Here is a 19,970-nt window from a genome sequence, read left to right on the forward strand (position 1 = left end):
CTGTATAAGCGACGCACCTGTGGCGAGGGAGCTTGCTCCCGCTGGGCTGCGTAGCGGCCCCAAAAAAATGGGAGCGCTGCGCACTCCAGCGGGAGCAAGCTCCCTCGCCACAGGTATATCGTTTTACCATTCAGCCCTTCATCACTTGTGCGAGCAGCTCGTAGGAATGAATCCGGTCGGCGTGCTCATACAGGTCACTGGTAAAAATCAGCTCATCAGCGCCGGTCTGCTCGATCAACACCTCCAGCTTGCCGCGAATCTTCGCCGGGCTGCCCACCATGGCCAGGCCGAGGAAGCTGCCCACCGCGTCTTTTTCGTGAGGTAACCACAGGCCGTCCATGGTTTTTACTGGAGGGCGCTGCACCAGGCTCTGGCCGCGCATCAACGCGAGAATACGCTGGTACACCGAGGTGGCCAGGTAATCGGCCTGCTCATCGGTGTCCGCGGCCACCAGCGGAATGCCGAGCATCACGTAGGGCTTGTCCAGCACCGCCGAAGGCTTGAAGTGATTGCGGTACACGCGAATTGCTTCGTGCATCAGGCGCGGCGCGAAATGGGAGGCGAAGGCGTAAGGCAAGCCACGCTCACCGGCCAATTGCGCGCTGAACAGGCTTGAACCCAGCAGCCACACTGGCACATTGGTGCCGGTGCCCGGTACCGCGATAACCCGTTGGTCGGGCGTACGCGGGCCCAAGTAGGCCATCAGCTCGGCCACATCTTCGGGGAAGTCATCGGCACTGCCGGAGCGCTCACGGCGTAGGGCGCGGGCGGTCATCTGGTCGGAACCGGGGGCGCGCCCCAGGCCCAGGTCGATACGGCCAGGGTAGAGGCTTTCCAGGGTGCCGAACTGCTCGGCGATCACCAGTGGCGCGTGGTTAGGCAGCATCACCCCGCCGGAACCCACGCGAATGGTCGAGGTGCCGCCTGCCAGGTAACCGAGCAGTACCGAGGTAGCCGAACTGGCGATACCGTCCATATTGTGGTGCTCGGCTACCCAGAAACGGTGGTAACCGAACTTCTCCACATGCTGGGCCAGGTCCAGGGAATTACGCAGGGACTGCGCCGGGTTGCCGTCGGCGCGCACGGGCACGAGGTCAAGGGTCGAGAATTTTACGTCGGACAGCGATTTCATCAGCCTGCTTCTCCAATAGGGCGTACAGGCTTTTTTAAACGAGCCAAAACCTGCCGCTGCATGTGCATACCCTATGCAATGAGGGCATATACCCGAGATTCAATAGTAACCGCCAAATTTCCTACTTAATCACTAGGTTTTTCTTACAAGTGAACTTTGCCGCGGCGTCTATCCTCAGAACCCTTACCGACGCAAAACCACCGTTCGAGGAGAAAGCTATGAGTATCGTTAAAAAGGCATCCGCGCATTGGGAAGGTGACCTGAAGACTGGCCTGGGCTCCATTTCCACCGAAACCGGCGTGCTGCGCGAAGCGCCCTACGGCTTCAAGGCCCGCTTCGAGGGCGGCAAGGGTACCAACCCTGAAGAATTGATCGGCGCGGCTCACGCCGGCTGTTTCTCCATGGCGTTTTCCATGATTCTTGGCGACGCCGGGCTCAAGGCTGACAGTATCGACACCCAGGCCGAAGTGACCCTGGACCAGGTCGAGGGCGGCTTTGCGATTACAGCAGTGCATCTGATCCTGAAGGCCAAAATTCCAGGCGCGAGCCAGGCGCAGTTCGATGAACTGAGCAAAAAGGCCAAGGAAGGGTGCCCGGTGTCCAAGGTGCTGAATGCAACCATCACCTTGGATGCCACGCTGGTCAACTGACACAGCAGTCATCTTGTGTGGGAGCGGGCTTGCTCGCGAATGCGGTGGATCAGCCGATATCTTCGGTGCCTGATACTGCGTATTCGCGAGCAAGCCCGCTCTCACATTTTTGGTGCTGCGTTAAATTAGAACTCGTGTTTGCAAAATGTGGTCGAATAGCCCATGCAGCCTAGGCGCACACTCGTGCGCAGCGCATTCAGGGAGCTCCACACATGAAACGTTTTGCCTTGGCAATCATCTGCGGTGTATTGGCCACTTCGGCCGTGGCCGCGCCAAAAGATTGTGAAGAGCTCAGGAAAGAAATCGAAGTGAAGATCCAGGCCAAGGCGATTCCGTCCTACACCCTGGAAATCATCACCGCCGAAGAAGCCAAGAACCATGACGAAGCCATGATTGTCGGCTCATGCGAAAGCGGCACCAAGCGCATCATCTATCAAAAGAACAACGACTGATTCAGATGCAGTTCACGCTGCGCTCTTCGGCCAATAGCTGGCGGGTTGAGTCGTACAGCCGGATGTTGGGCGTGAACGCCAGTGATCGCCCTTCCAGCACATAGTGCTGGCCGGCCTGAAAGTGGTCGTACTGCAGCGTCATGAAGCAGGTGCGATACATCATCTGGCTGAGGCCACCCAGGCCGCCGCCGGCGGGCACTTCAAAGTCAAAGCGCACCATCAGCTCGTGAGGGCCGGGAGGCATTTGAAAAAAGCGCCCGTCGTCGAGGTTTTTCCCGTCCAGGCGCTGAGCCATCACCAACTTGGAACCCGGTGTCGGCGTGGTGAAATCCACCCAGGCCTGCTGCGGGTCCACAGGGGGGATGGGGGTATAGGCGCAAGCGCTGAGGAACACAGCGGCGAGGGGAAGCACAAGCTGGCGCATGGCAGGTACTCAACACGAAGAGAGGCTTGAGTATAAACACGCCATGCCGTGGAAAAATCCCCTGCAAGCGCGATAGTCTGGCGAACCCATCATCCAGGAGCAGTCAGGGCATGATCAGGCGTTTTCTTCCAGGGCTGATGGTTGTGCTGCTCAGCGGCTGCTCCAGTGTCAGTTATTACAGCCAGTTGGCGAGTGGCCAGTGGCAGCTGTTGCGGGCCCGGGAGCCGGTTGCCGAGGTCATCGCCGACCCTGCTCGCCCGCCAGTGCTGCGCGAGCATCTGGCTCAATCGCAGAGAGCCCGAACCTTTGCCAGTGAACAACTGCATCTGCCTGACAACCAAAGTTATCGGCTGTATGCCGATATCGGCCGGCCCTATGTGGTCTGGAATGTCTTTGCCACGCAGGAATTTTCTCTGTCACCACAGAACCATTGCTTTCCCATCGCCGGTTGCGTCGCCTATCGCGGCTACTACAACCAAGGCGCTGCGCGGGGCGAGGCGGCGCTGTTGCGGCAGCAGGGCATGGATGTGTCGATTGGTGGCGTGGAGGCCTATTCCACCCTGGGCTGGTTCAACGACCCGATCATGAGTTCGATGATGAGCTGGGGCGATGAGCGCCTCGCCACGCTGATCTTCCATGAGCTGGCCCACCAGCGCTTCTACGTGAAAGACGACACCGAGTTCAACGAGTCCTATGCCAGTTTTGTCGAGCAGGAAGGCACCCGACAATGGCGTGCGGCGCGGGGCCTGGCGCCTGTCGGCGATGCGGCGTTGAAGCAACGCGATCAATTTATCCGGCTGATTCTCGATACCCGCAAACGTCTGGAGGCGTTGTACGCGCAGCCGTTGGCGGCGGACGCCATGCGCCGGGCCAAAGCGGCGCAATTCGAGCAGTTGCGTAGCGAATACCGGCACCTGCGCGATAGCCAATGGGGTGGTGACAAGCGTTATGACGCCTGGATCAACCAGCCGATGAATAACGCGCGGCTTTTGCCGTTTGGGTTGTATGACCAATGGGTGCCGGCGTTTGCGGCGTTGTTTGCGCGGGAAGGCGGGGATTGGGTGAGGTTTTATGCGGCGGTGGAGAAGTTGGGTGAGCTGCCGGTGGAGCAGCGTAAGGCGGCGTTGAGGCAGTTGGAGAGGGTTGGCCGTTAGGGCCTTATCGCAGGCAAGCCAGCTCCCACAATTGACCGATTTTCAACATGAGAATGCGGTCAACTGTGGGCGCTGGCTTGCCTGCGAAAGCGGTCTCAAGGACGCTGCAAAAACGCCTGATGCATCTGGTCCAACGTCTCGAAATGCCAGGTTGGCGCCTCGGCATTCAGCTCTTCAAAACTACCAAACCCATACCCCACGGCGACCGAATCCAGACCATTACTGCGTGCCCCGATCAGGTCATGCTTGCGATCACCGATCATCAGGGTGGTGGCTGGGTCCAGCCTTTCCTCACGCATCAAATGCGCGATCAATTCGACCTTGTTGGTGCGCGTACCGTCCAGTTCGCTGCCGTAGATCACCTTGAAGTGCTTGGCAAAGTCGAAATGCCGCGCAATCTCGCGGGCAAATTCCCACGGTTTGGAGGTGGCGATGTACAGCTGGCGCCCTTGGCTGTTCAACTCTTCCAACAACGGCATGACCCCGTCGAACACGCGGTTTTCATACAGTCCGGTAATCTTGAAGCGCTCGCGGTAGAAATTCACCGCCTCCCATGCCTTGGCCTCGTCGAAGGCGTAAAACTGCATGAACGCCTGCAACAAGGGCGGGCCGATGAAGTGTTCGAGCTTGGTCAGGTCGGGCTCATCAATGCCCAGTTTGGCCAGGGCGTACTGGATCGAACGGGTAATGCCCTCGCGCGGGTCGGTGAGGGTGCCGTCCAGGTCGAACAGGACGGTGGGGTGATGCAGGGTCATTGATCGAATCCTTCGGCCAGGTGCAGGTCTTTGAGCTTCACGTAGTTCGCCGCGCTGTAGGTGAAAAAGGCGCGCTCTTTGTCAGTCAATGCGCGAACCTGCTTAACCGGGCTGCCCACATACAAAAAACCGCTGTCGAGTTTCTTGCCTGGCGGCACCAGGCTGCCGGCACCGATGATCACGTCGTCTTCAACCACGGCGCCATCCATCACGATGCTGCCCATGCCGATCAGGACGCGGCTACCTACGGTGCAGCCATGCAGCATGACCTTATGGGCGATGGTCACATCGTCGCCGATCAGCAACGGGTAACCCTGCGGATTGAACGGCCCGGCATGGGTAATGTGCAGCACACAGCCGTCTTGCACGCTGGTGCGCGCACCGATGCGGATGCGGTGCATGTCGCCGCGAATCACGGTCAGCGGCCAAACCGAGCTGTCAGTGCCGATTTCGACATCGCCGATCACCACCGCCGAAATATCGACAAACGCCCCGGCGCCGAGGGTTGGCGTGTGGTTCTGATAGGTGCGAAGGGTCACGATAGCCTCTCTCTGTTGTGCTGATAGCTGCGGTGGGTGTTGATTGTAATTAAGATGGCCCCATCTTTGTTCTACATGTTTCTTCAGCCAAGGTGCCCACCGTGAGCGCGAACAACCCTCTTTTGCAGTCGTACGACCTGCCGCCGTTCTCGGCGATCCGTGCCGAGCACGTCCAGCCGGCCATCGAACAGATCCTCGCCGACAACCGCGTGGCAATCGCAGAGATCCTGCAAAGCCAGGGTAAAAATCCGACGTGGGCCGGCCTGGTCCTGGCCATGGATGAACTCAATGATCGCCTCGGCGCGGCCTGGAGCCCGGTCAGCCATCTCAATGCCGTGTGCAACAGCGCCGAACTGCGCGAAGCCTACGAGGCGTGCCTGCCGGCCTTGAGCGCTTACTCCACCGAAATGGGCCAGAACCGTGAGCTGTTCCAGGCCTTCGAAGCCCTGGCCAACAGCCCGGAAGCTGCCGGTTTCGATGTGGCACAAAAAACCATTCTGGAGCACTCCCTGCGTGACTTCCGCCTGTCGGGTATCGACTTGCCGCCGGAGCAGCAAAAACGCTACGCCGAGGTACAGAGCAAGCTATCCGAGCTGGGCAGCAAATTCTCCAACCAGTTGCTGGACGCCACCCAGGCCTGGACCAAACACATCACCGATGAAGCCACCCTCGCCGGCCTGACCGATTCGGCCAAGGCGCAAATGGCCGCCGCCGCTCAGGCCAAGGGCCTCGACGGCTGGCTGATCACCTTGGAATTCCCCAGCTACTACGCCGTCATGACCTACGCCCAGGACCGTGCCCTGCGTGAAGAGGTGTACGCCGCCTACTGCACCCGTGCCTCGGACCAAGGCCCGAATGCCGGTCAGAACGATAACGGCCCGGTGATGGAACAGATCCTCGACCTGCGTCAGGAACTGGCCCAATTGCTGGGTTATGCGTCGTTCTCCGAGCTGAGCCTGGCCACCAAGATGGCCGAGTCCAGCGACCAGGTGCTCAGCTTCCTGCGTGACCTGGCCAAGCGCAGCAAGCCGTTTGCCGCCCAGGACCTGCAGCAACTCAAGGCCTATGCCGCCGAGCAAGGCTGCGCCGATCTGCAAAGCTGGGACAGCGGTTTCTACGGCGAAAAACTGCGTGAGCAGCGCTACAGCGTGTCCCAGGAAGCGCTACGCGCCTACTTCCCCATCGACAAAGTGCTGGGCGGCCTGTTTGCCATTGTGCAGCGCCTGTACGGCATCGAGATCGCCGAGCTTAAAGGCTTCGACACCTGGCACCCGGATGTGCGCTTGTTCGAGATCAAGGAGAACGGCGAGCACGTCGGACGTTTCTTCTTCGACCTGTACGCCCGCGCCAACAAGCGTGGCGGTGCCTGGATGGATGGCGCCCGTGACCGCCGCCGTACCGTTGATGGCGTGCTGCAAAGCCCCGTCGCCAACCTGGTGTGCAACTTCACTCCGGCCGACAGCGGCAAGCCTGCCCTGCTGACCCACGATGAAGTCACCACCCTGTTCCACGAATTCGGCCATGGCCTGCATCACCTGCTCACCCGCGTGGAACATGCCGGGGTATCCGGTATCAACGGTGTGGCGTGGGACGCGGTGGAACTGCCGAGCCAATTCATGGAGAACTGGTGCTGGGAGCCTGAAGGCCTGGCGCTGATCTCCGGCCACTACGAAACCGGCGAGCCCCTGCCCCAGGACTTGCTGGAGAAAATGCTCGCGGCGAAAAATTTCCAGTCCGGCCTGATGATGGTGCGTCAGCTGGAGTTCTCACTGTTCGACTTTGAACTGCACGCCACCCATGGCGATGGTCGCAGTGTGGCCCAGGTGCTTGAAGGCGTGCGCGATGAAGTCTCGGTCATGCGCCCACCGGCCTACAACCGCTTCCCCAACAGCTTCGCTCACATCTTCGCCGGCGGTTATGCGGCGGGCTACTACAGCTACAAGTGGGCCGAAGTGCTGTCGGCGGATGCGTTCTCCAAGTTTGAGGAAGACGGCGTGCTCAACGCCCAGACCGGGCGTGCCTTCCGTGAAGCCATCCTGGCGCGTGGCGGTTCCCAGGCGCCGATGGTGCTGTTCGTCGACTTCCGCGGACGCGCGCCGTCGATTGACGCACTCTTGCGCCACAGCGGCCTGAGTGAGGACGCAGCAGCATGAGTGAAGGGCCTGTGATCACCAAAAAGCAATTTATCGCCGGGGCGGTCTGCCCGGCGTGCAGCGAGCCGGACAAGTTGAAGATGTGGACCGAAAACAGCGTGCCGCACCGCGAATGCGTGGCCTGCGGGTATACCGATACGCTGAATGATCAAGGCCTGTCGGTGCCCAAGGAATTGGGCACTAGGGTCAATACCACCGCGTTGAAAGCGCCGGCGGATCCTAAAGTGCAGGCAGTGCAGTTCTTCCCGAACCCGAAGCTGAAAAAAGACTAAAACCGCACTCACTGTAGGAGCGAGCAAGCTCGCTCCTACAATTTTTTCTCTTGCTGGCCCGTTGTGGTGATCCAGTCTTTCATTGAGCACAACGCAAAGGCGCTGGTGCTGCAATCCCCATTCGCCAAAGCTGTACGCAACTTGTCGACATCAGCTTTTATCATGTAGCGAACGCCGTCCTTGAAACCATTGCTGCTGCCAAAGCCGCCCAAGGTCATTTCGTTCAGCGCGTCCTCCTTGCTCCACCCTTGAACCACCACCCGATACATCGCTGCCATCAGGCCGGTGCGGTCGGCGCCGTGCTTGCAATGCATCAACACCGGGCCATCGGCCTCTGCTGCCTGAATCGCCCTGATCGCCGCCAGCACGTCGGCATCGTCGACGTGGTTGGTGCGATAACTCAACTGCACCTGTTTGATATCAGATGACTGGAGCCACTGCGCATCAGGTTCCGGCAGGAAGTTGATGACCGTAGCGATCTTGAGCGTTTGCAACAGCGGCAGCGCACGCTCGTCCGGCAATGCACTGCGATAGAGCGTGGGTGTCATTTGATGCAGGTTGTATTGGTTACCCACCGGCTGGGCCCATTCCGGCGAGCGGATCGACGCAGCCTCATCGGCTTGTACGGTGTTGAGCAGGCTCATGAGCGCCAGGCCGAGAGCGAGCAGTATGCGTGTGTTGAACATGAACGTTGTGACCGAGCGAGGAAGTGGTTGATGGGCCACAGACTCACTCACGGCGGGTCAATAAGGCGTGAGGTTCGCGTCAAAGAATCGTGATACTTGCTATCTGATCCGGTGTTTTTGTCGCCGAATTGACGCCTCTGAATTCTTAGCCTGCTATCATTTGTAACTAATGTTTGCCATTGTGCTGTATCTGCTTGGATCCAATTAGCCGCAAAGCCTTCACGCTGCTCCCAGAAGCGGCGGATAAACCCGTGACCACATGATGAGGTGTACCTATGTCTGATCAAGATCAAGACAACCCCCGGCGTGACTTTTTACGCAAATCCTTGACCTTGATCCCGGTGGTCACGGTCGCCAGCACTGGCCTTGGCGGTTCGATGTTGATGGCCACTGCGGAACCGGCCCAGGCCGAGCCGGCCAAACCTGCGGCGAGCGATAAAGCCTATGAGCCGAGCTATTTCACGGCCGAGGAATGGGCGTTTATCAACGCCGCCGTCGAGCGCTTGATTCCCGCTGACGCCCAGGGACCCGGTGCCTTGGAGGCTGGCGCGCCGGAATACATCGACCGCCAGATGAACACCCCTTACGCCAGTGGCGCCCTGTGGTTCATGCAAGGCCCGTTCAACGCCGATGCGGCGCCGGAGATGGGCTGGCAGAGCAAATTGGTGCCCAAGGAGATCTATCGCCTGGGTATTGCTGCGACGGATGCCTGGTCGAAAGCGTTCAACGGTAAAGCTTTTGCTGCGCAAGACAGCGCTACCCGAGACGATATGCTCAGGCGTCTGGAGGCTGGCGGTAGCGAAGTGGCGGCGCACTTCGACGCGGTGCCGCCCAAGATGTTCTTCAACCTTTTGCTGCAAAACACCAAGGAAGGCTTCTTCTGCGACCCTATCCACGGCGGTAATAAAGGCATGGTCGGCTGGACCATGATCGGCTTCCCCGGCGCCCGCGCCGACTTCATGGATTGGGTGGAACGCAACGAGCAATACCCCTTCCCGGCTGTTTCCATTCGCGGTGAGAGGGCATAAACGTGGCGACCATCATGAAGAAAGTGGATGCAGTGATTGTGGGCTTCGGCTGGACGGGCGCGATCATGGCCAAGGAGCTGACGGAAGCGGGCCTCAACGTGGTAGCGCTGGAGCGCGGCCCGATGCAGGACACTTACCCAGACGGCAACTATCCCCAGGTCATCGACGAATTGACCTACAGCGTGCGTAAGAAGCTGTTCCAGGACATCTCCAAAGAAACGGTGACCATTCGCCACAGCGTGAATGACGTTGCCCTGCCCAATCGCCAGTTGGGCGCATTCCTGCCGGGTAACGGTGTTGGTGGTGCGGGGCTGCACTGGTCGGGCGTGCATTTTCGCGTCGACCCGATTGAGCTGCGCATGCGCAGCCATTACGAAGAGCGCTACGGGAAGAACTTCATTCCCAAGGACATGACCATCCAGGACTTCGGCGTCAGCTATGAAGAGCTGGAGCCGTTTTTCGATTATGCGGAAAAAGTCTTTGGCACCTCCGGGCAAGCCTGGACGGTCAAGGGCCAACTGGTCGGCGAGGGCCGTGGCGGCAACCCCTACGCGCCGGATCGCTCCAACCCGTTCCCGCTTGCGGCGCAGAAAAATACCGTCTCCGCCCAGCTGTTTCAGAAAGCGGCGACCGACGTAGGTTACAAACCTTACAACCTGCCTTCGGCCAACACGTCGGGGCCGTACACCAACCCCTACGGTGCGCAGATGGGCCCGTGCAACTTCTGCGGTTTTTGCAGTGGCTACGTGTGCTACATGTATTCCAAAGCCTCGCCGAACGTGAACATCCTGCCGGCCTTGCGCCAGGTGCCCAACTTCGAGCTGCGGCCCAATTCCCACGTGCTCAAGGTCAACCTCGACAGCACCAAGAAGAAAGCCACCGGCGTGACCTACATCGACGCCCAGGGTCGCGAATGTGAACAACCGGCCGACCTGGTGATTCTTGGCGCATTCCAGTTCCATAACGTGCGCCTGATGCTGCTGTCGGGCATCGGCAAGCCCTATGACCCGATTACCAACGAGGGTGTGGTAGGCCGCAACTTCGCCTACCAGAACATGGGCACCATCAAGGCGTTCTTCGACAAGGACACCCACACCAACAACTTTATCGGCGCGGGCGGCAATGGCGTGGCCATCGACGACTTCAACGCCGACAACTTTGACCATGGCCCCCATGGCTTTGTGGGGGGGTCGCCGATGTGGGTCAACCAGGCGGGCAGCCGGCCGATTGCCGGTACGTCCAACCCGCCGGGCACCCCGGCGTGGGGCAGTGCCTGGAAGCGCGCCACCGCCGATTACTACACCCATCAAGTCTCAATGGATTCCCACGGTGCCCATCAGTCCTACCGCAGCAACTACCTGGATCTGGACCCGGTTTACCGCGATGCCTACGGCCTGCCGCTGCTGCGCATGACCTTCGACTGGCAAGAAAACGACATCAAGATGAACCGCTTCATGATGGAAAAAATGGGCAAAGTGGCCCAGGCCATGAACCCCAAGGCCATCGCCGTGCTGGGTAAAAAGGTCGGTGAGCATTTCAATACCGCCTCCTACCAGACCACCCACCTCAACGGTGGCGCGATCATGGGCACCGACCCGAAAACCAGTGCGTTGAACCGCTACTTGCAGAGCTGGGATGTACACAACGTCTTTGTCCCTGGTGCTTCCGCTTTCCCACAAGGCTTGGGCTACAACCCTACCGGCCTGGTGGCAGCGTTGACCTATTGGTCGGCTCGCGCGATTCGCGAGCAGTACCTCAAAAACCCCGGCCCACTGGTTCAGGCATAAGGAGCGATGACCATGAAAGCATTCGTTATTGCCTCCCTGGCGCTGTTCAGCAGCTGCTCGATCAGCGCTGCCGAAACCGATCTGATCAAACAGGGTGAATACCTGGCGCGGGCCGGCGACTGTGTTGCCTGCCATACCGCCAAGGGTGGCAAGCCCTTCGCTGGCGGCCTGCCGATGGAAACACCGATTGGCGTGATCTATTCCACCAACATCACCCCGGACAAGACCGGCCTGGGCGACTACAGCTTCGAGGATTTCGACAAGGCCGTGCGCCATGGCGTCGCCAAGAACGGTAGTACGCTTTACCCGGCGATGCCCTACCCGTCTTACGCGCGCGTCAGCGACAGCGATATGCAAGCGTTGTATGCGTACTTCATGAAGGGGGTCGAACCGGTCGCCCAGGAAAACAAGGAAAGCGATATACCCTGGCCCCTGAGCATGCGTTGGCCGTTGGCGGCCTGGCGCTGGATGTTTGCCCCGGCAGTCGAGGCGCATCAGCCGCAAGCCGCTGCCGACCCGGTGATCGATCGCGGTGCCTACCTGGTGGAAGGTCTCGGACATTGCGGCGCCTGCCATACGCCGCGTGCCCTGACCATGCAGGAAAAAGCCCTGAGTGCCACGGACGGCAGCGCCTTCCTCTCTGGCAGTGCGCCATTGGAAGGCTGGATTGCCAAAAGCCTGCGCGGCGACCACAAGGACGGCCTCGGCAGCTGGAGCGAGGAGCAGTTGGTGCAGTTCCTCAAGACAGGTCGCAGCGACCGCAGCGCGGTATTCGGCGGCATGAGTGATGTGGTCGTGCACAGCATGCAGTACATGTCGGAAGATGACCTGACCGCCATCGCCCGTTACCTCAAGAGCCTGCCGGCGGTCGATCCCAAGGATCAGCCGCACCAGTACGACAAGCAGGTAGCGCAAGCGCTGTGGAAGGGGGATGACAGCAAACCGGGTGCGTCGGTGTACATCGACAACTGCGCGGCCTGCCACCGTACCGACGGCCATGGCTATACGCGGGTATTCCCGGCGCTGGCGGGCAACCCGGTGTTGCAGACGGCAGATGCCACGTCGTTGATCAACATTGTGTTGAACGGCGGCACCTTGCCGGCCACCCATGCGGCGCCGTCAACCTTCACCATGCCGGCGTTTGCCTGGCGTCTGTCGGACCAGGAAGTGGCGGATGTGGTCAGTTTTATCCGTGGCAGTTGGGGCAACCAGGGCGCACCGGTCAAGGCGAGCGATGTGGCGGATCTGCGCAAAAACGATCTGCACACCACCTCGGGCGATGACCTGGGGCAGGTGACGCAAAAGCACTGATAAGTTCGCTGGCCGCCCAACGGCACTGGTCAGAAGCTTCGCGCCTCGATACTGTATATAAAAACAGTATCGAGGCGTTTTCATGTCTACTGCGCTGCCGCCCCGTGGCCGGGGTACGGCCACCAACCTGCACAATCGCTTTGCACCCACCGTCAGCGTGGCCGAGGATGACGGTTGGTACCAGGAAGTGCCGCCGACCCAAGGCACCGAAGTGCGTATCGAAACGGCCAAGACCATCATCACCCGCAACACCTCCCCGGACTTGCCGTTTGATCGGTCCATCAATCCGTATCGCGGTTGTGAACATGGTTGCATCTACTGCTATGCACGGCCAAGCCACGCCTATTGGGACATGTCGCCCGGGCTGGACTTTGAAACCAGATTGATTGCCAAGAGCAACGCGGCCGATGTGCTGGAACAGCAGTTGTCGAAGCCGGGCTACGTGTGTGCGCCGATCAACCTGGGCTCCAATACCGATCCGTACCAGCCAATTGAGCGCGAATACCGGATCACCCGGCAAACCCTTCAAGTCCTGCTGCGCTACCGCCACCCAGTGACGATCATCACCAAGGGCTCGCTGATCCTGCGCGACCTCGACCTGCTGACCGAGTTGGCCCGCCAGCGCCTGGTGGCGGTGATGATCAGCCTCACCAGCCTGGACGATGAGCTCAAGCGCATCCTGGAACCGCGCACCGCAGCGCCCAAGGCACGGCTGCGGGCGATTCGGGTAATGCGCGACGCGGGTATCCCGGTGGGCGTGCTGTGCTCGCCAATGATCCCGATGATCAACGACAGCGAGCTGGAGAGCCTGCTTACCGAAGCTCACGCGGCCGGCGCACAAAGCGCGGCGTATATGATGCTGCGCCTGCCGTTGGAGGTGGCGCCGTTATTCGAGGAGTGGTTGGCGGCCCATTACCCCCAGCGTGCGGCCCATGTGATGAGCCTGGTGCGCCAGGTGCGCGGGGGTGAGGTGTATGACAGCCGGTTTGGCGTGCGCATGCGTGGTGAGGGGCCGTTTGCCGATTTGCTGGCGCAGCGTTTCAGCAAGGCGATCAAGCGCCTGGGGCTGAATCGGCGGGAAGGGTTCAACCTCGATTGCACGGTGTTTTGCCCACCGGGCAGGCAGATGGCTTTGTTGTAGACTGATGGAGAGACGTGCACCTTTGCTGTAGGAATAGTCGCGTTTTGACATCACTGAAACCCGCGTTCTAGAGCGGTTCATTCAGTTTGAGTTAAGTTTCGACGGTTACCTTGTTCAGCGAGTGACTGATGAGTCGGCGGCCTGGCCGGTGCTTGTTTTACAACTATTTCACCGCCATGGCGTCGAACTGACCTGAACCCTCCCCTGCATTGATCAAGAGGATGAATCATGAGTGACAAGGATAAACAGCCGTTGGCTGCGTCGGCTTCAGCCCCTCAGGTGGCGGAATCCGCCGATGCAGCGCTGCAGCATATCGTTGACGGCTTTTTGCATTTCCATCACGACGTCTTCCCCCAGCAGGAAGAACTCTTCAAGAAACTCGCCACCGCCCAGAGCCCACGGGCGATGTTCATCACCTGCGCCGACTCGCGTATCGTGCCCGAGCTGATCACCCAAAGCTCCCCAGGCGACCTGTTCGTGACCCGTAACGTCGGTAACGTGGTGCCGCCTTACGGCCAGATGAACGGTGGTGTTTCCACCGCTATCGAGTACGCGGTGCTCGCCCTTGGCGTACAGCACATCATCGTGTGCGGGCATTCGGACTGCGGCGCCATGCGTGCGGTGCTCAACCCCGACAGCCTGGAGAAGATGCCAACGGTCAAGGCCTGGTTGCGTCACGCCGAGGTCGCCAAGACAATGGTCCATGACAACTGCGACTGCGCCAACGAAGGCGAGAGCATGGCGGTGCTGACCGAAGAAAACGTTATCGCCCAACTGCAACATTTGCGCACCCACCCTTCCGTGGCTTCGCGCATGGCCAATGGTCATTTGTTTATCCATGGTTGGATCTACAACATCGAGACCAGCGAAATCCGGGCCTACGATGCGGACAAAGCGGCGTTCCGACCGCTGAACGGCACCGAGCCGATCCCTTCAGCGACGCCTAAAGCGCGCTTCTAAAACACTTCCCTGCCGGGTAATGCGGTGGCTGCCATGGATGCAGCCAGGCTTTACCGCGCCCGGCGAATGCCTCGGGAGAGTCATCATGCGTGCTGCTCAATTGAAAGCTGTATTGCCACGGGAGCTGCTCGCCTCGGTGGTTGTTTTTCTGGTCGCCTTGCCACTGTGCATGGGCATCGCGATTGCGTCCGGCATGCCGCCGGCCAAAGGCCTGATCACTGGCATCATCGGCGGCTTGGTGGTGGGCTGGTTGGCCGGCTCGCCGCTGCAAGTCAGCGGCCCGGCGGCGGGTCTGGCGGTACTGGTGTTCGAACTGGTGCGCCAGCACGGCATGCTGATGCTGGGGCCGATCCTGTTGCTGGCCGGCTTCCTGCAATTGGTGGCCGGGCGTTTGCGCCTGGGCTGCTGGTTTCGCGTCACCGCGCCGGCGGTGGTCTACGGCATGTTGGCCGGCATTGGCGTGTTGATCGTGCTGTCGCAGATCCATGTGATGCTCGACGGCGCGCCCAAGCCGTCAGGGCTGGATAACCTGGCTGGCTTCCCGGCAGCGCTGGCTGAAGCGATTCCTACCTTCGGCGGCGGTCTCGGCTGGCAGGCTGGCGTACTCGGCCTGTCGACGATGTTGGTGATGTACCTGTGGGACAAATTCCGCCCGCAACAACTGCGGTTTGTGCCTGGCGCGTTGCTTGGCGTGGGCCTGGCGACCGTCGCCAGCCTGGTGCTGGCGTTGCAGGTCAAGCGCGTGGAAGTCCCGGAAAACCTGGCGGACGCTATCGACTGGCTGCGCCCCAGCGACCTGCTGAACCTGGCAGATCCACAGCTTTTGATCGCGGCATTCGCCGTGGCGTTTATTGCCAGTGCCGAAACCCTGCTGTCTGCCGCAGCGGTGGACCGTATGCACAGTGGTCAACGTTCCGATTTCGACAAGGAATTGTCGGCCCAAGGCGTGGGCAACATGCTCTGCGGCCTGGTGGGTGCATTGCCAATGACCGGTGTGATCGTACGCAGCTCGGCTAACGTCCAGGCTGGTGCTACCACGCGTCTGTCGGCGATGTTCCATGGCCTGTGGTTGCTGGGTTTCGTGCTTTTGCTGTCGAGCGTGCTGCAGAGCATTCCGGTCGCGAGCCTGGCGGGTGTGCTGGTATACACCGGGATCAAGCTGGTAGACGTCAAGGCGTTCAAGGCGCTGGGGCGCTATGGGCGGATGCCGATGTTCACCTATGCGGCCACCGCGCTGGCAATCATCTTTACCGATTTGCTGACCGGCGTGCTGGTGGGCTTCGGGCTCACATTGCTCAAGTTGGCCTTCAAGGCCTCGCGCCTGAAAGTCAGCCTGATCGACCTGCCCCAGGAAGGTGAGATGGAGCTGCGTTTGACGGGGGCGGCGACCTTTCTGAAGGTGCCGGCGTTGACTCAGGTGTTGTCGGCGGTGCCTGCGGGGACCACCCTGCATGTGCCGTTGAGCAACTTGAGTTACATCGACCACTCTTGCCTGGAGTTGCTGGAAGAATGGGGCCGGGCCAATGCGGCCAAGGGCTCGACGTTGGTGATCGAGGCGCGTGGGTTGAAGCGTCGGCTGGAAGGTCGGGTGCGAACGACAGTGGGGATCGGCTCAGCGCCTGCCTGACCCTTCAAAAAACTGTGGGAGCCGGGCTTGCCCGGCTCCCACATTGAATCCCCTATCGGATCTGAAGTCTATGCCGGCTGATCCAGCGACAGCTCAACCCCAAGCTGGCGCGACAGGCATGGCCAGCGCTTCCAGGACGCTTCGGTCTGCGGGCTCTTGAGCTGTTCGCGATAGGCCTCGACCGACTCCAGCGCAAAGCTTTCCTCGTTAAGCATCTCATCCACCGCCAGGTGCACGGCTTCATCCAATTGGTTGGCGAAGTCTTCACCGATCAGTTGATGGGCGATCACGTTGGCCACGGTGGTATCCGCTGGAATCAACGGCTGGCCAAAATGCTTGATATACAGATCGTTCACTTCTTCGACCAGGCGATGCGCCAGGTAGGCCTCATCCAGCAGGCCATCAAGGCCGTCGTGTCCGGCCAGAATCGCTGGCGGCTGCAGGAAGAAATGTTCAGCGATTTTCAGTACCGGTTTGATCTGGCTTTCAATCCCGGCCTCACGGGCCACGTCATTGGCGGCGTCGAGCAAATCAGGAACCAGGTCGATGTAAGCGGTCACAAAACGGGTCATGACCATGTTGCGATCACCGTCAGCCAGGGCGATGGACGAATGCAGGTGCGGCACTTGTTTTTTCAGCTGGCTGACGAGCTGGCCGGTGCTGGCTTCGTGTTGATGGGCACGGGAAATCTGCTCGCGCAATGCGGCGGTGTTCATGAGGGCTCCAGTGAAGCAGGCGTAGGAAAAGGGAGAAGATAAAGTAGTTCGTTTATACGAGCGCCTAAGACGCATTTGTCATAATTATTTCATGGTTATAGGCAGGGGTTATATCGAAATGCCATCGTTCGTCGGATAAACGATTCCGCTGCCTATTTTACGGGCTCCGTCTGTCTGTTTCTATTCATTTGCCCCCACACATTGCGGGGTTGCTACGGCTGTCTATACTCGATTTTGTACGCAATTAGCTGATGACGCCCAACTGCATGACGCAGGCAAGGCTTGGCGGTTGTAAGCAGTATGGAAGCCGCTCCCTTCGCCGCAGGTGCAAACCGGCGGGATAACAAGAAACATAAAGGGGAACCCGCAATGACGCGACATCCACACGTTTGGATGGGCCTCCTGTTGTGGTCGGTATTCGGCCAGGCGCACGCCGCCTGGACTACGAATATGGCGCCAGGGGCTACTGAAGTCAGCCACGCTGTGTTTGACCTGCACATGACCATTTTCTGGATCTGTGTGGTGATCGGCATCGTCGTGTTTGGCGCGATGTTCTGGTCGATGATCCTGCACCGTCGGTCCACGGGCCAGGTAGCGGCCAAGTTCCACGAAAGCACCACCGTGGAAATCCTCTGGACCGTGGTGCCCTTGCTGATCCTGGTGGCCATGGCTATTCCGGCCACCAAGACCCTGATCAACATCTACGACAGCAGTGAGTCGGATATCGATATCCAGGTCACCGGCTATCAGTGGAAGTGGCACTACAAATACCTGGGTCAGGATGTGGAGTTCTTCAGCAACCTGGCCACCCCCGCCGAGCAGATCCATAACCAGGCCACCAAGGGTGAGCACTACCTGTTGGAAGTCGACCAGCCGCTGGTATTGCCGGTGGGCGCCAAGGTGCGCTTTCTGGTGACCGCTGCCGATGTGATCCACTCCTGGTGGGTGCCGGCCTTTGCGGTCAAGCGCGATGCTATCCCTGGCTTCGTCAACGAGGCCTGGACCCGCGTCGAGAAGCCCGGCATCTACCGTGGCCAGTGCGCCGAACTGTGTGGCAAGGACCATGGCTTCATGCCCATCGTGGTGGAGGTCAAGTCCAAGGCCGACTACGACACCTGGCTGGGGGAGCGCAAGGAGGAGGCCGCCAAGCTCAAGGAGTTGACCTCCAAAGAATGGACACTGGACGAACTGGTGGCACGTGGCGACAAGGTCTATCACACCACTTGCGTGGCCTGTCACCAGGCCGAGGGCCAAGGCTTGCCACCGATGTTCCCAGCGCTCAAGGGCTCGAAAATCGCCACCGGGCCGGCCAAAGACCATCTGAGCATCGTGTATCACGGCAAGCCCGGCACCGCGATGGCAGCCTTCGGCAAGCAGCTCTCTGAAGTGGATATCGCCGCTGTGGTGACCTATGAGCGTAACGCCTGGGGCAATAACAAAGGCGACATGGTCACGCCCAAAGACGTGCTGGCTCTGAAACAGGCCCAAAGCAAATGACGACTTTCATTGCCAATGCCCTGAATCGCCCCGCTCACTCGCTTGCAGGAGAACGGCCATGAGCACTGTGATCGACCACGGTCATGCCGACCACGCCCACGGCCCCGCCAAAGGCTTGATGCGCTGGGTGCTGACCACCAACCACAAAGACATCGGCACCATGTACCTGTGGTTCGCCTTCACCATGTTCCTGCTCGGCGGCTCGTTCGCCATGGTGATCCGCGCCGAGTTGTTCCAGCCGGGCCTGCAGATCGTGCAGCCGGCGTTCTTCAACCAGATGACCACCATGCACGGGTTGATCATGGTATTCGGCGCGGTGATGCCGGCGTTTGTCGGCCTGGCCAACTGGATGATCCCGTTGATGATCGGCGCGCCGGACATGGCCCTGCCGCGCATGAACAATTTCAGCTTCTGGCTGTTGCCGGCGGCGTTCCTGTTGCTGGTGTCCACCTTGTTCACGCCCGGCGGCGGGCCGAATTTCGGCTGGACCTTCTACGCCCCGCTCTCCACCACTTATGCGCCGGAAAGCGTGACGTTCTTTATATTTGCCATCCACCTGATGGGCATCAGTTCGATCATGGGCGCGATCAACGTGGTCGCCACCATCCTCAACCTGCGTGCGCCGGGCATGACCCTGATGAAAATGCCGCTGTTCGTGTGGACCTGGCTGATCACCGCATTCCTGCTGATCGCGGTGATGCCGGTACTGGCGGGCTGCGTGACCATGATGCTGATGGACATTCACTTTGGCACCAGCTTCTTCAGTGCGGCCGGTGGTGGTGATCCGGTGCTGTTCCAGCACGTGTTCTGGTTCTTCGGGCATCCCGAGGTGTACATCATGATCCTGCCGGCCTTTGGCGCCGTCAGCTCGATCATCCCTACCTTCTCGCGCAAGCCGCTGTTCGGTTACACCTCGATGGTCTACGCCACCGCGAGCATCGCGTTCCTGTCGTTCATCGTGTGGGCGCACCACATGTTCGTGGTGGGCATTCCGCTGGTGGGTGAGCTGTTCTTCATGTACGCCACCCTGCTGATTGCCGTGCCCACGGGCGTGAAGGTGTTCAACTGGGTCAGCACCATGTGGCAAGGCTCACTGACGTTCGAGACGCCGATGTTGTTTGCGGTGGCCTTTGTGATCCTGTTCACCATCGGCGGCTTCTCCGGGCTGATGCTGGCGATTGCCCCGGCGGACTTCCAGTACCACGACACCTACTTTGTGGTGGCGCATTTCCATTACGTACTGGTGCCCGGCGCGATCTTCGGGATCTTCGCTTCTGCCTACTACTGGCTGCCGAAATGGACCGGCCATATGTACGACGAAACCTTGGGCAAGCTGCACTTCTGGTTGTCTTTCGTGGGCATGAACATGGCGTTCTTCCCCATGCACTTTGTGGGGCTGGCCGGTATGCCGCGCCGAGTGCCGGACTACAACCTGCAGTTCGCTGACTTCAATATGGTCTCGTCCATTGGTGCCTTCATGTTCGGCGCCACGCAGATCTTCTTCCTGTTCATTGTCATCAAGTGCATCCGTGGCGGCCCGCCTGCGCCGGCCAAGCCGTGGGATGGCGCCGAGGGCCTGGAATGGAGCGTGCCCTCACCCGCGCCGTATCACACCTTCACCACGCCGCCGGAGGTCAAATGAAGCCCTCCCTATACTCCCCCTGTGGGAGCGGGCTTGCCCGCGAT

At 60.0% G+C, this 19,970-nt stretch carries 19 protein-coding genes; 13 read left to right on the plus strand and 6 right to left on the minus strand.

The window, feature by feature from the left end; all coding sequences use genetic code 11:
* Nucleotides 1–130: 130 nt before the first annotated feature.
* Complete coding sequence (locus MHH62_RS24835; protein WP_014716309.1) at nt 131–1,132, minus strand: LLM class flavin-dependent oxidoreductase; 1,002 nt, start codon at nt 1,130–1,132, stop codon at nt 131–133.
* A 218-nt stretch (nt 1,133–1,350) separates the two neighbouring features.
* Between MHH62_RS24835 and MHH62_RS24840 the strand changes: the two genes are divergently transcribed.
* Nucleotides 1,351–1,782, plus strand: coding sequence for an OsmC family protein (locus MHH62_RS24840; RefSeq protein ID WP_003187311.1), 432 nt, complete (start codon nt 1,351–1,353; stop codon nt 1,780–1,782).
* 212 nt (nt 1,783–1,994) lie between these two features.
* Nucleotides 1,995–2,234 carry a DUF1161 domain-containing protein gene (locus tag MHH62_RS24845; protein ID WP_020301418.1) on the plus strand — a complete coding sequence of 80 codons (240 nt, stop codon included), beginning with the start codon at nt 1,995–1,997 and terminating at the stop codon, nt 2,232–2,234.
* 1 nt (nt 2,235) lies between these two features.
* Here the strand turns inward: MHH62_RS24845 and MHH62_RS24850 are convergent, their stop codons facing one another.
* The gene (locus MHH62_RS24850; protein WP_014716310.1) at nt 2,236–2,658 is read right to left on the minus strand and encodes a hypothetical protein; all 423 of its coding nucleotides are present in this window, start codon (nt 2,656–2,658) and stop codon (nt 2,236–2,238) included.
* A 110-nt stretch (nt 2,659–2,768) separates the two neighbouring features.
* On the opposite strand from MHH62_RS24850, the gene MHH62_RS24855 reads away from it, so the two are divergent.
* Nucleotides 2,769–3,812 (plus strand): aminopeptidase, encoded by a 1,044-nt coding sequence (locus MHH62_RS24855; protein WP_014716311.1) that lies wholly within the window; start codon nt 2,769–2,771, stop codon nt 3,810–3,812.
* A gap of 95 nt (nt 3,813–3,907) precedes the next feature.
* Here the strand turns inward: MHH62_RS24855 and MHH62_RS24860 are convergent, their stop codons facing one another.
* Entirely contained in the window at nt 3,908–4,567 is a 660-nt protein-coding gene (locus tag MHH62_RS24860; RefSeq protein WP_020301417.1) for an HAD family hydrolase, read from the minus strand.
* The gene (locus tag MHH62_RS24865) at nt 4,564–5,106 is read right to left on the minus strand and encodes a gamma carbonic anhydrase family protein (protein ID WP_003187318.1); all 543 of its coding nucleotides are present in this window, start codon (nt 5,104–5,106) and stop codon (nt 4,564–4,566) included. The genes MHH62_RS24860 and MHH62_RS24865 overlap by 4 nt, the downstream gene beginning before the upstream one ends.
* 101 nt (nt 5,107–5,207) lie before the next feature.
* Here MHH62_RS24865 and prlC point away from each other — a divergent pair, with 101 nt between their 5' ends.
* Nucleotides 5,208–7,259 (plus strand): oligopeptidase A, encoded by a 2,052-nt coding sequence (gene prlC / locus MHH62_RS24870; protein ID WP_032901551.1) that lies wholly within the window; start codon nt 5,208–5,210, stop codon nt 7,257–7,259.
* Complete coding sequence (locus MHH62_RS24875; RefSeq protein ID WP_014716315.1) at nt 7,256–7,531, plus strand: YheV family putative zinc ribbon protein; 276 nt, start codon at nt 7,256–7,258, stop codon at nt 7,529–7,531. Before prlC ends, MHH62_RS24875 begins: the two co-directional genes overlap by 4 nt.
* 35 nt (nt 7,532–7,566) lie before the next feature.
* On the opposite strand, the gene MHH62_RS24880 is transcribed toward MHH62_RS24875, so the two are convergent.
* A complete protein-coding gene (locus MHH62_RS24880) occupies nt 7,567–8,217 on the minus strand; it encodes a dual specificity protein phosphatase family protein (protein WP_032901552.1) in 651 nt (216 codons plus the stop codon).
* A gap of 275 nt (nt 8,218–8,492) precedes the next feature.
* On the opposite strand from MHH62_RS24880, the gene MHH62_RS24885 reads away from it, so the two are divergent.
* The 6 genes from MHH62_RS24885 to MHH62_RS24910 all read left to right on the plus strand — a co-directional run bounded on the left by MHH62_RS24885 (nt 8,493) and on the right by MHH62_RS24910 (nt 16,071).
* On the plus strand, nt 8,493–9,245 hold the full coding sequence (locus MHH62_RS24885) for a gluconate 2-dehydrogenase subunit 3 family protein (RefSeq protein WP_032901553.1): 753 nt from the start codon (nt 8,493–8,495) through the stop codon (nt 9,243–9,245).
* Between the two features lie 2 nt (nt 9,246–9,247).
* On the plus strand, nt 9,248–11,032 hold the full coding sequence (locus MHH62_RS24890; RefSeq protein WP_014716318.1) for a GMC family oxidoreductase: 1,785 nt from the start codon (nt 9,248–9,250) through the stop codon (nt 11,030–11,032).
* Nucleotides 11,033–11,044: 12 nt separating this feature from the next.
* Nucleotides 11,045–12,343, plus strand: coding sequence for a cytochrome c (locus MHH62_RS24895; RefSeq protein ID WP_020301413.1), 1,299 nt, complete (start codon nt 11,045–11,047; stop codon nt 12,341–12,343).
* Nucleotides 12,344–12,425: 82 nt separating this feature from the next.
* Complete coding sequence (locus MHH62_RS24900; protein ID WP_014716320.1) at nt 12,426–13,484, plus strand: PA0069 family radical SAM protein; 1,059 nt, start codon at nt 12,426–12,428, stop codon at nt 13,482–13,484.
* A gap of 228 nt (nt 13,485–13,712) precedes the next feature.
* Nucleotides 13,713–14,444 (plus strand): carbonic anhydrase, encoded by a 732-nt coding sequence (locus tag MHH62_RS24905; RefSeq protein WP_003187331.1) that lies wholly within the window; start codon nt 13,713–13,715, stop codon nt 14,442–14,444.
* Nucleotides 14,445–14,529: 85 nt separating this feature from the next.
* On the plus strand, nt 14,530–16,071 hold the full coding sequence (locus tag MHH62_RS24910; protein ID WP_014716321.1) for a SulP family inorganic anion transporter: 1,542 nt from the start codon (nt 14,530–14,532) through the stop codon (nt 16,069–16,071).
* A gap of 68 nt (nt 16,072–16,139) precedes the next feature.
* Here MHH62_RS24910 and MHH62_RS24915 read toward each other — a convergent pair whose 3' ends face one another.
* Nucleotides 16,140–16,787 carry a hypothetical protein gene (locus MHH62_RS24915; protein WP_003187334.1) on the minus strand — a complete coding sequence of 216 codons (648 nt, stop codon included), beginning with the start codon at nt 16,785–16,787 and terminating at the stop codon, nt 16,140–16,142.
* Between the two features lie 369 nt (nt 16,788–17,156).
* Here MHH62_RS24915 and coxB point away from each other — a divergent pair, with 369 nt between their 5' ends.
* Together coxB and ctaD are read left to right on the plus strand one after the other, a co-directional pair.
* The gene (coxB, locus tag MHH62_RS24920; protein WP_014716323.1) at nt 17,157–18,284 is read left to right on the plus strand and encodes a cytochrome c oxidase subunit II; all 1,128 of its coding nucleotides are present in this window, start codon (nt 17,157–17,159) and stop codon (nt 18,282–18,284) included.
* A 58-nt stretch (nt 18,285–18,342) separates the two neighbouring features.
* On the plus strand, nt 18,343–19,926 hold the full coding sequence (gene ctaD, locus MHH62_RS24925; protein WP_003187339.1) for a cytochrome c oxidase subunit I: 1,584 nt from the start codon (nt 18,343–18,345) through the stop codon (nt 19,924–19,926).
* Nucleotides 19,927–19,970: the final 44 nt, after the last annotated feature.

The sequence above is a fragment of the Pseudomonas sp. FSL L8-0168 genome (genome assembly GCF_037976155.1).
In the GTDB taxonomy this organism is placed as follows: domain Bacteria; phylum Pseudomonadota; class Gammaproteobacteria; order Pseudomonadales; family Pseudomonadaceae; genus Aquipseudomonas; species Aquipseudomonas paracarnis.

What these genes read in the sequence shown, in the direction of transcription:
- MHH62_RS24835 (WP_014716309.1), bottom strand. Translation starts at nt 1,132, where the DNA reads ATGAAATCGCTGTCCGACGTAAAATTCTCGACCCTTGACCTCGTGCCC.
- MHH62_RS24840 (WP_003187311.1), top strand. Translation starts at nt 1,351, where the DNA reads ATGAGTATCGTTAAAAAGGCATCCGCGCATTGGGAAGGTGACCTGAAG.
- MHH62_RS24845 (WP_020301418.1), top strand. Translation starts at nt 1,995, where the DNA reads ATGAAACGTTTTGCCTTGGCAATCATCTGCGGTGTATTGGCCACTTCG.
- MHH62_RS24850 (WP_014716310.1), bottom strand. Translation starts at nt 2,658, where the DNA reads ATGCGCCAGCTTGTGCTTCCCCTCGCCGCTGTGTTCCTCAGCGCTTGC.
- MHH62_RS24855 (WP_014716311.1), top strand. Translation starts at nt 2,769, where the DNA reads ATGATCAGGCGTTTTCTTCCAGGGCTGATGGTTGTGCTGCTCAGCGGC.
- MHH62_RS24860 (WP_020301417.1), bottom strand. Translation starts at nt 4,567, where the DNA reads ATGACCCTGCATCACCCCACCGTCCTGTTCGACCTGGACGGCACCCTC.
- MHH62_RS24875 (WP_014716315.1), top strand. Translation starts at nt 7,256, where the DNA reads ATGAGTGAAGGGCCTGTGATCACCAAAAAGCAATTTATCGCCGGGGCG.
- MHH62_RS24880 (WP_032901552.1), bottom strand. Translation starts at nt 8,217, where the DNA reads ATGTTCAACACACGCATACTGCTCGCTCTCGGCCTGGCGCTCATGAGC.
- MHH62_RS24885 (WP_032901553.1), top strand. Translation starts at nt 8,493, where the DNA reads ATGTCTGATCAAGATCAAGACAACCCCCGGCGTGACTTTTTACGCAAA.
- MHH62_RS24895 (WP_020301413.1), top strand. Translation starts at nt 11,045, where the DNA reads ATGAAAGCATTCGTTATTGCCTCCCTGGCGCTGTTCAGCAGCTGCTCG.
- MHH62_RS24900 (WP_014716320.1), top strand. Translation starts at nt 12,426, where the DNA reads ATGTCTACTGCGCTGCCGCCCCGTGGCCGGGGTACGGCCACCAACCTG.
- MHH62_RS24905 (WP_003187331.1), top strand. Translation starts at nt 13,713, where the DNA reads ATGAGTGACAAGGATAAACAGCCGTTGGCTGCGTCGGCTTCAGCCCCT.
- MHH62_RS24910 (WP_014716321.1), top strand. Translation starts at nt 14,530, where the DNA reads ATGCGTGCTGCTCAATTGAAAGCTGTATTGCCACGGGAGCTGCTCGCC.
- MHH62_RS24915 (WP_003187334.1), bottom strand. Translation starts at nt 16,787, where the DNA reads ATGAACACCGCCGCATTGCGCGAGCAGATTTCCCGTGCCCATCAACAC.
- coxB (WP_014716323.1), top strand. Translation starts at nt 17,157, where the DNA reads ATGACGCGACATCCACACGTTTGGATGGGCCTCCTGTTGTGGTCGGTA.
- ctaD (WP_003187339.1), top strand. Translation starts at nt 18,343, where the DNA reads ATGAGCACTGTGATCGACCACGGTCATGCCGACCACGCCCACGGCCCC.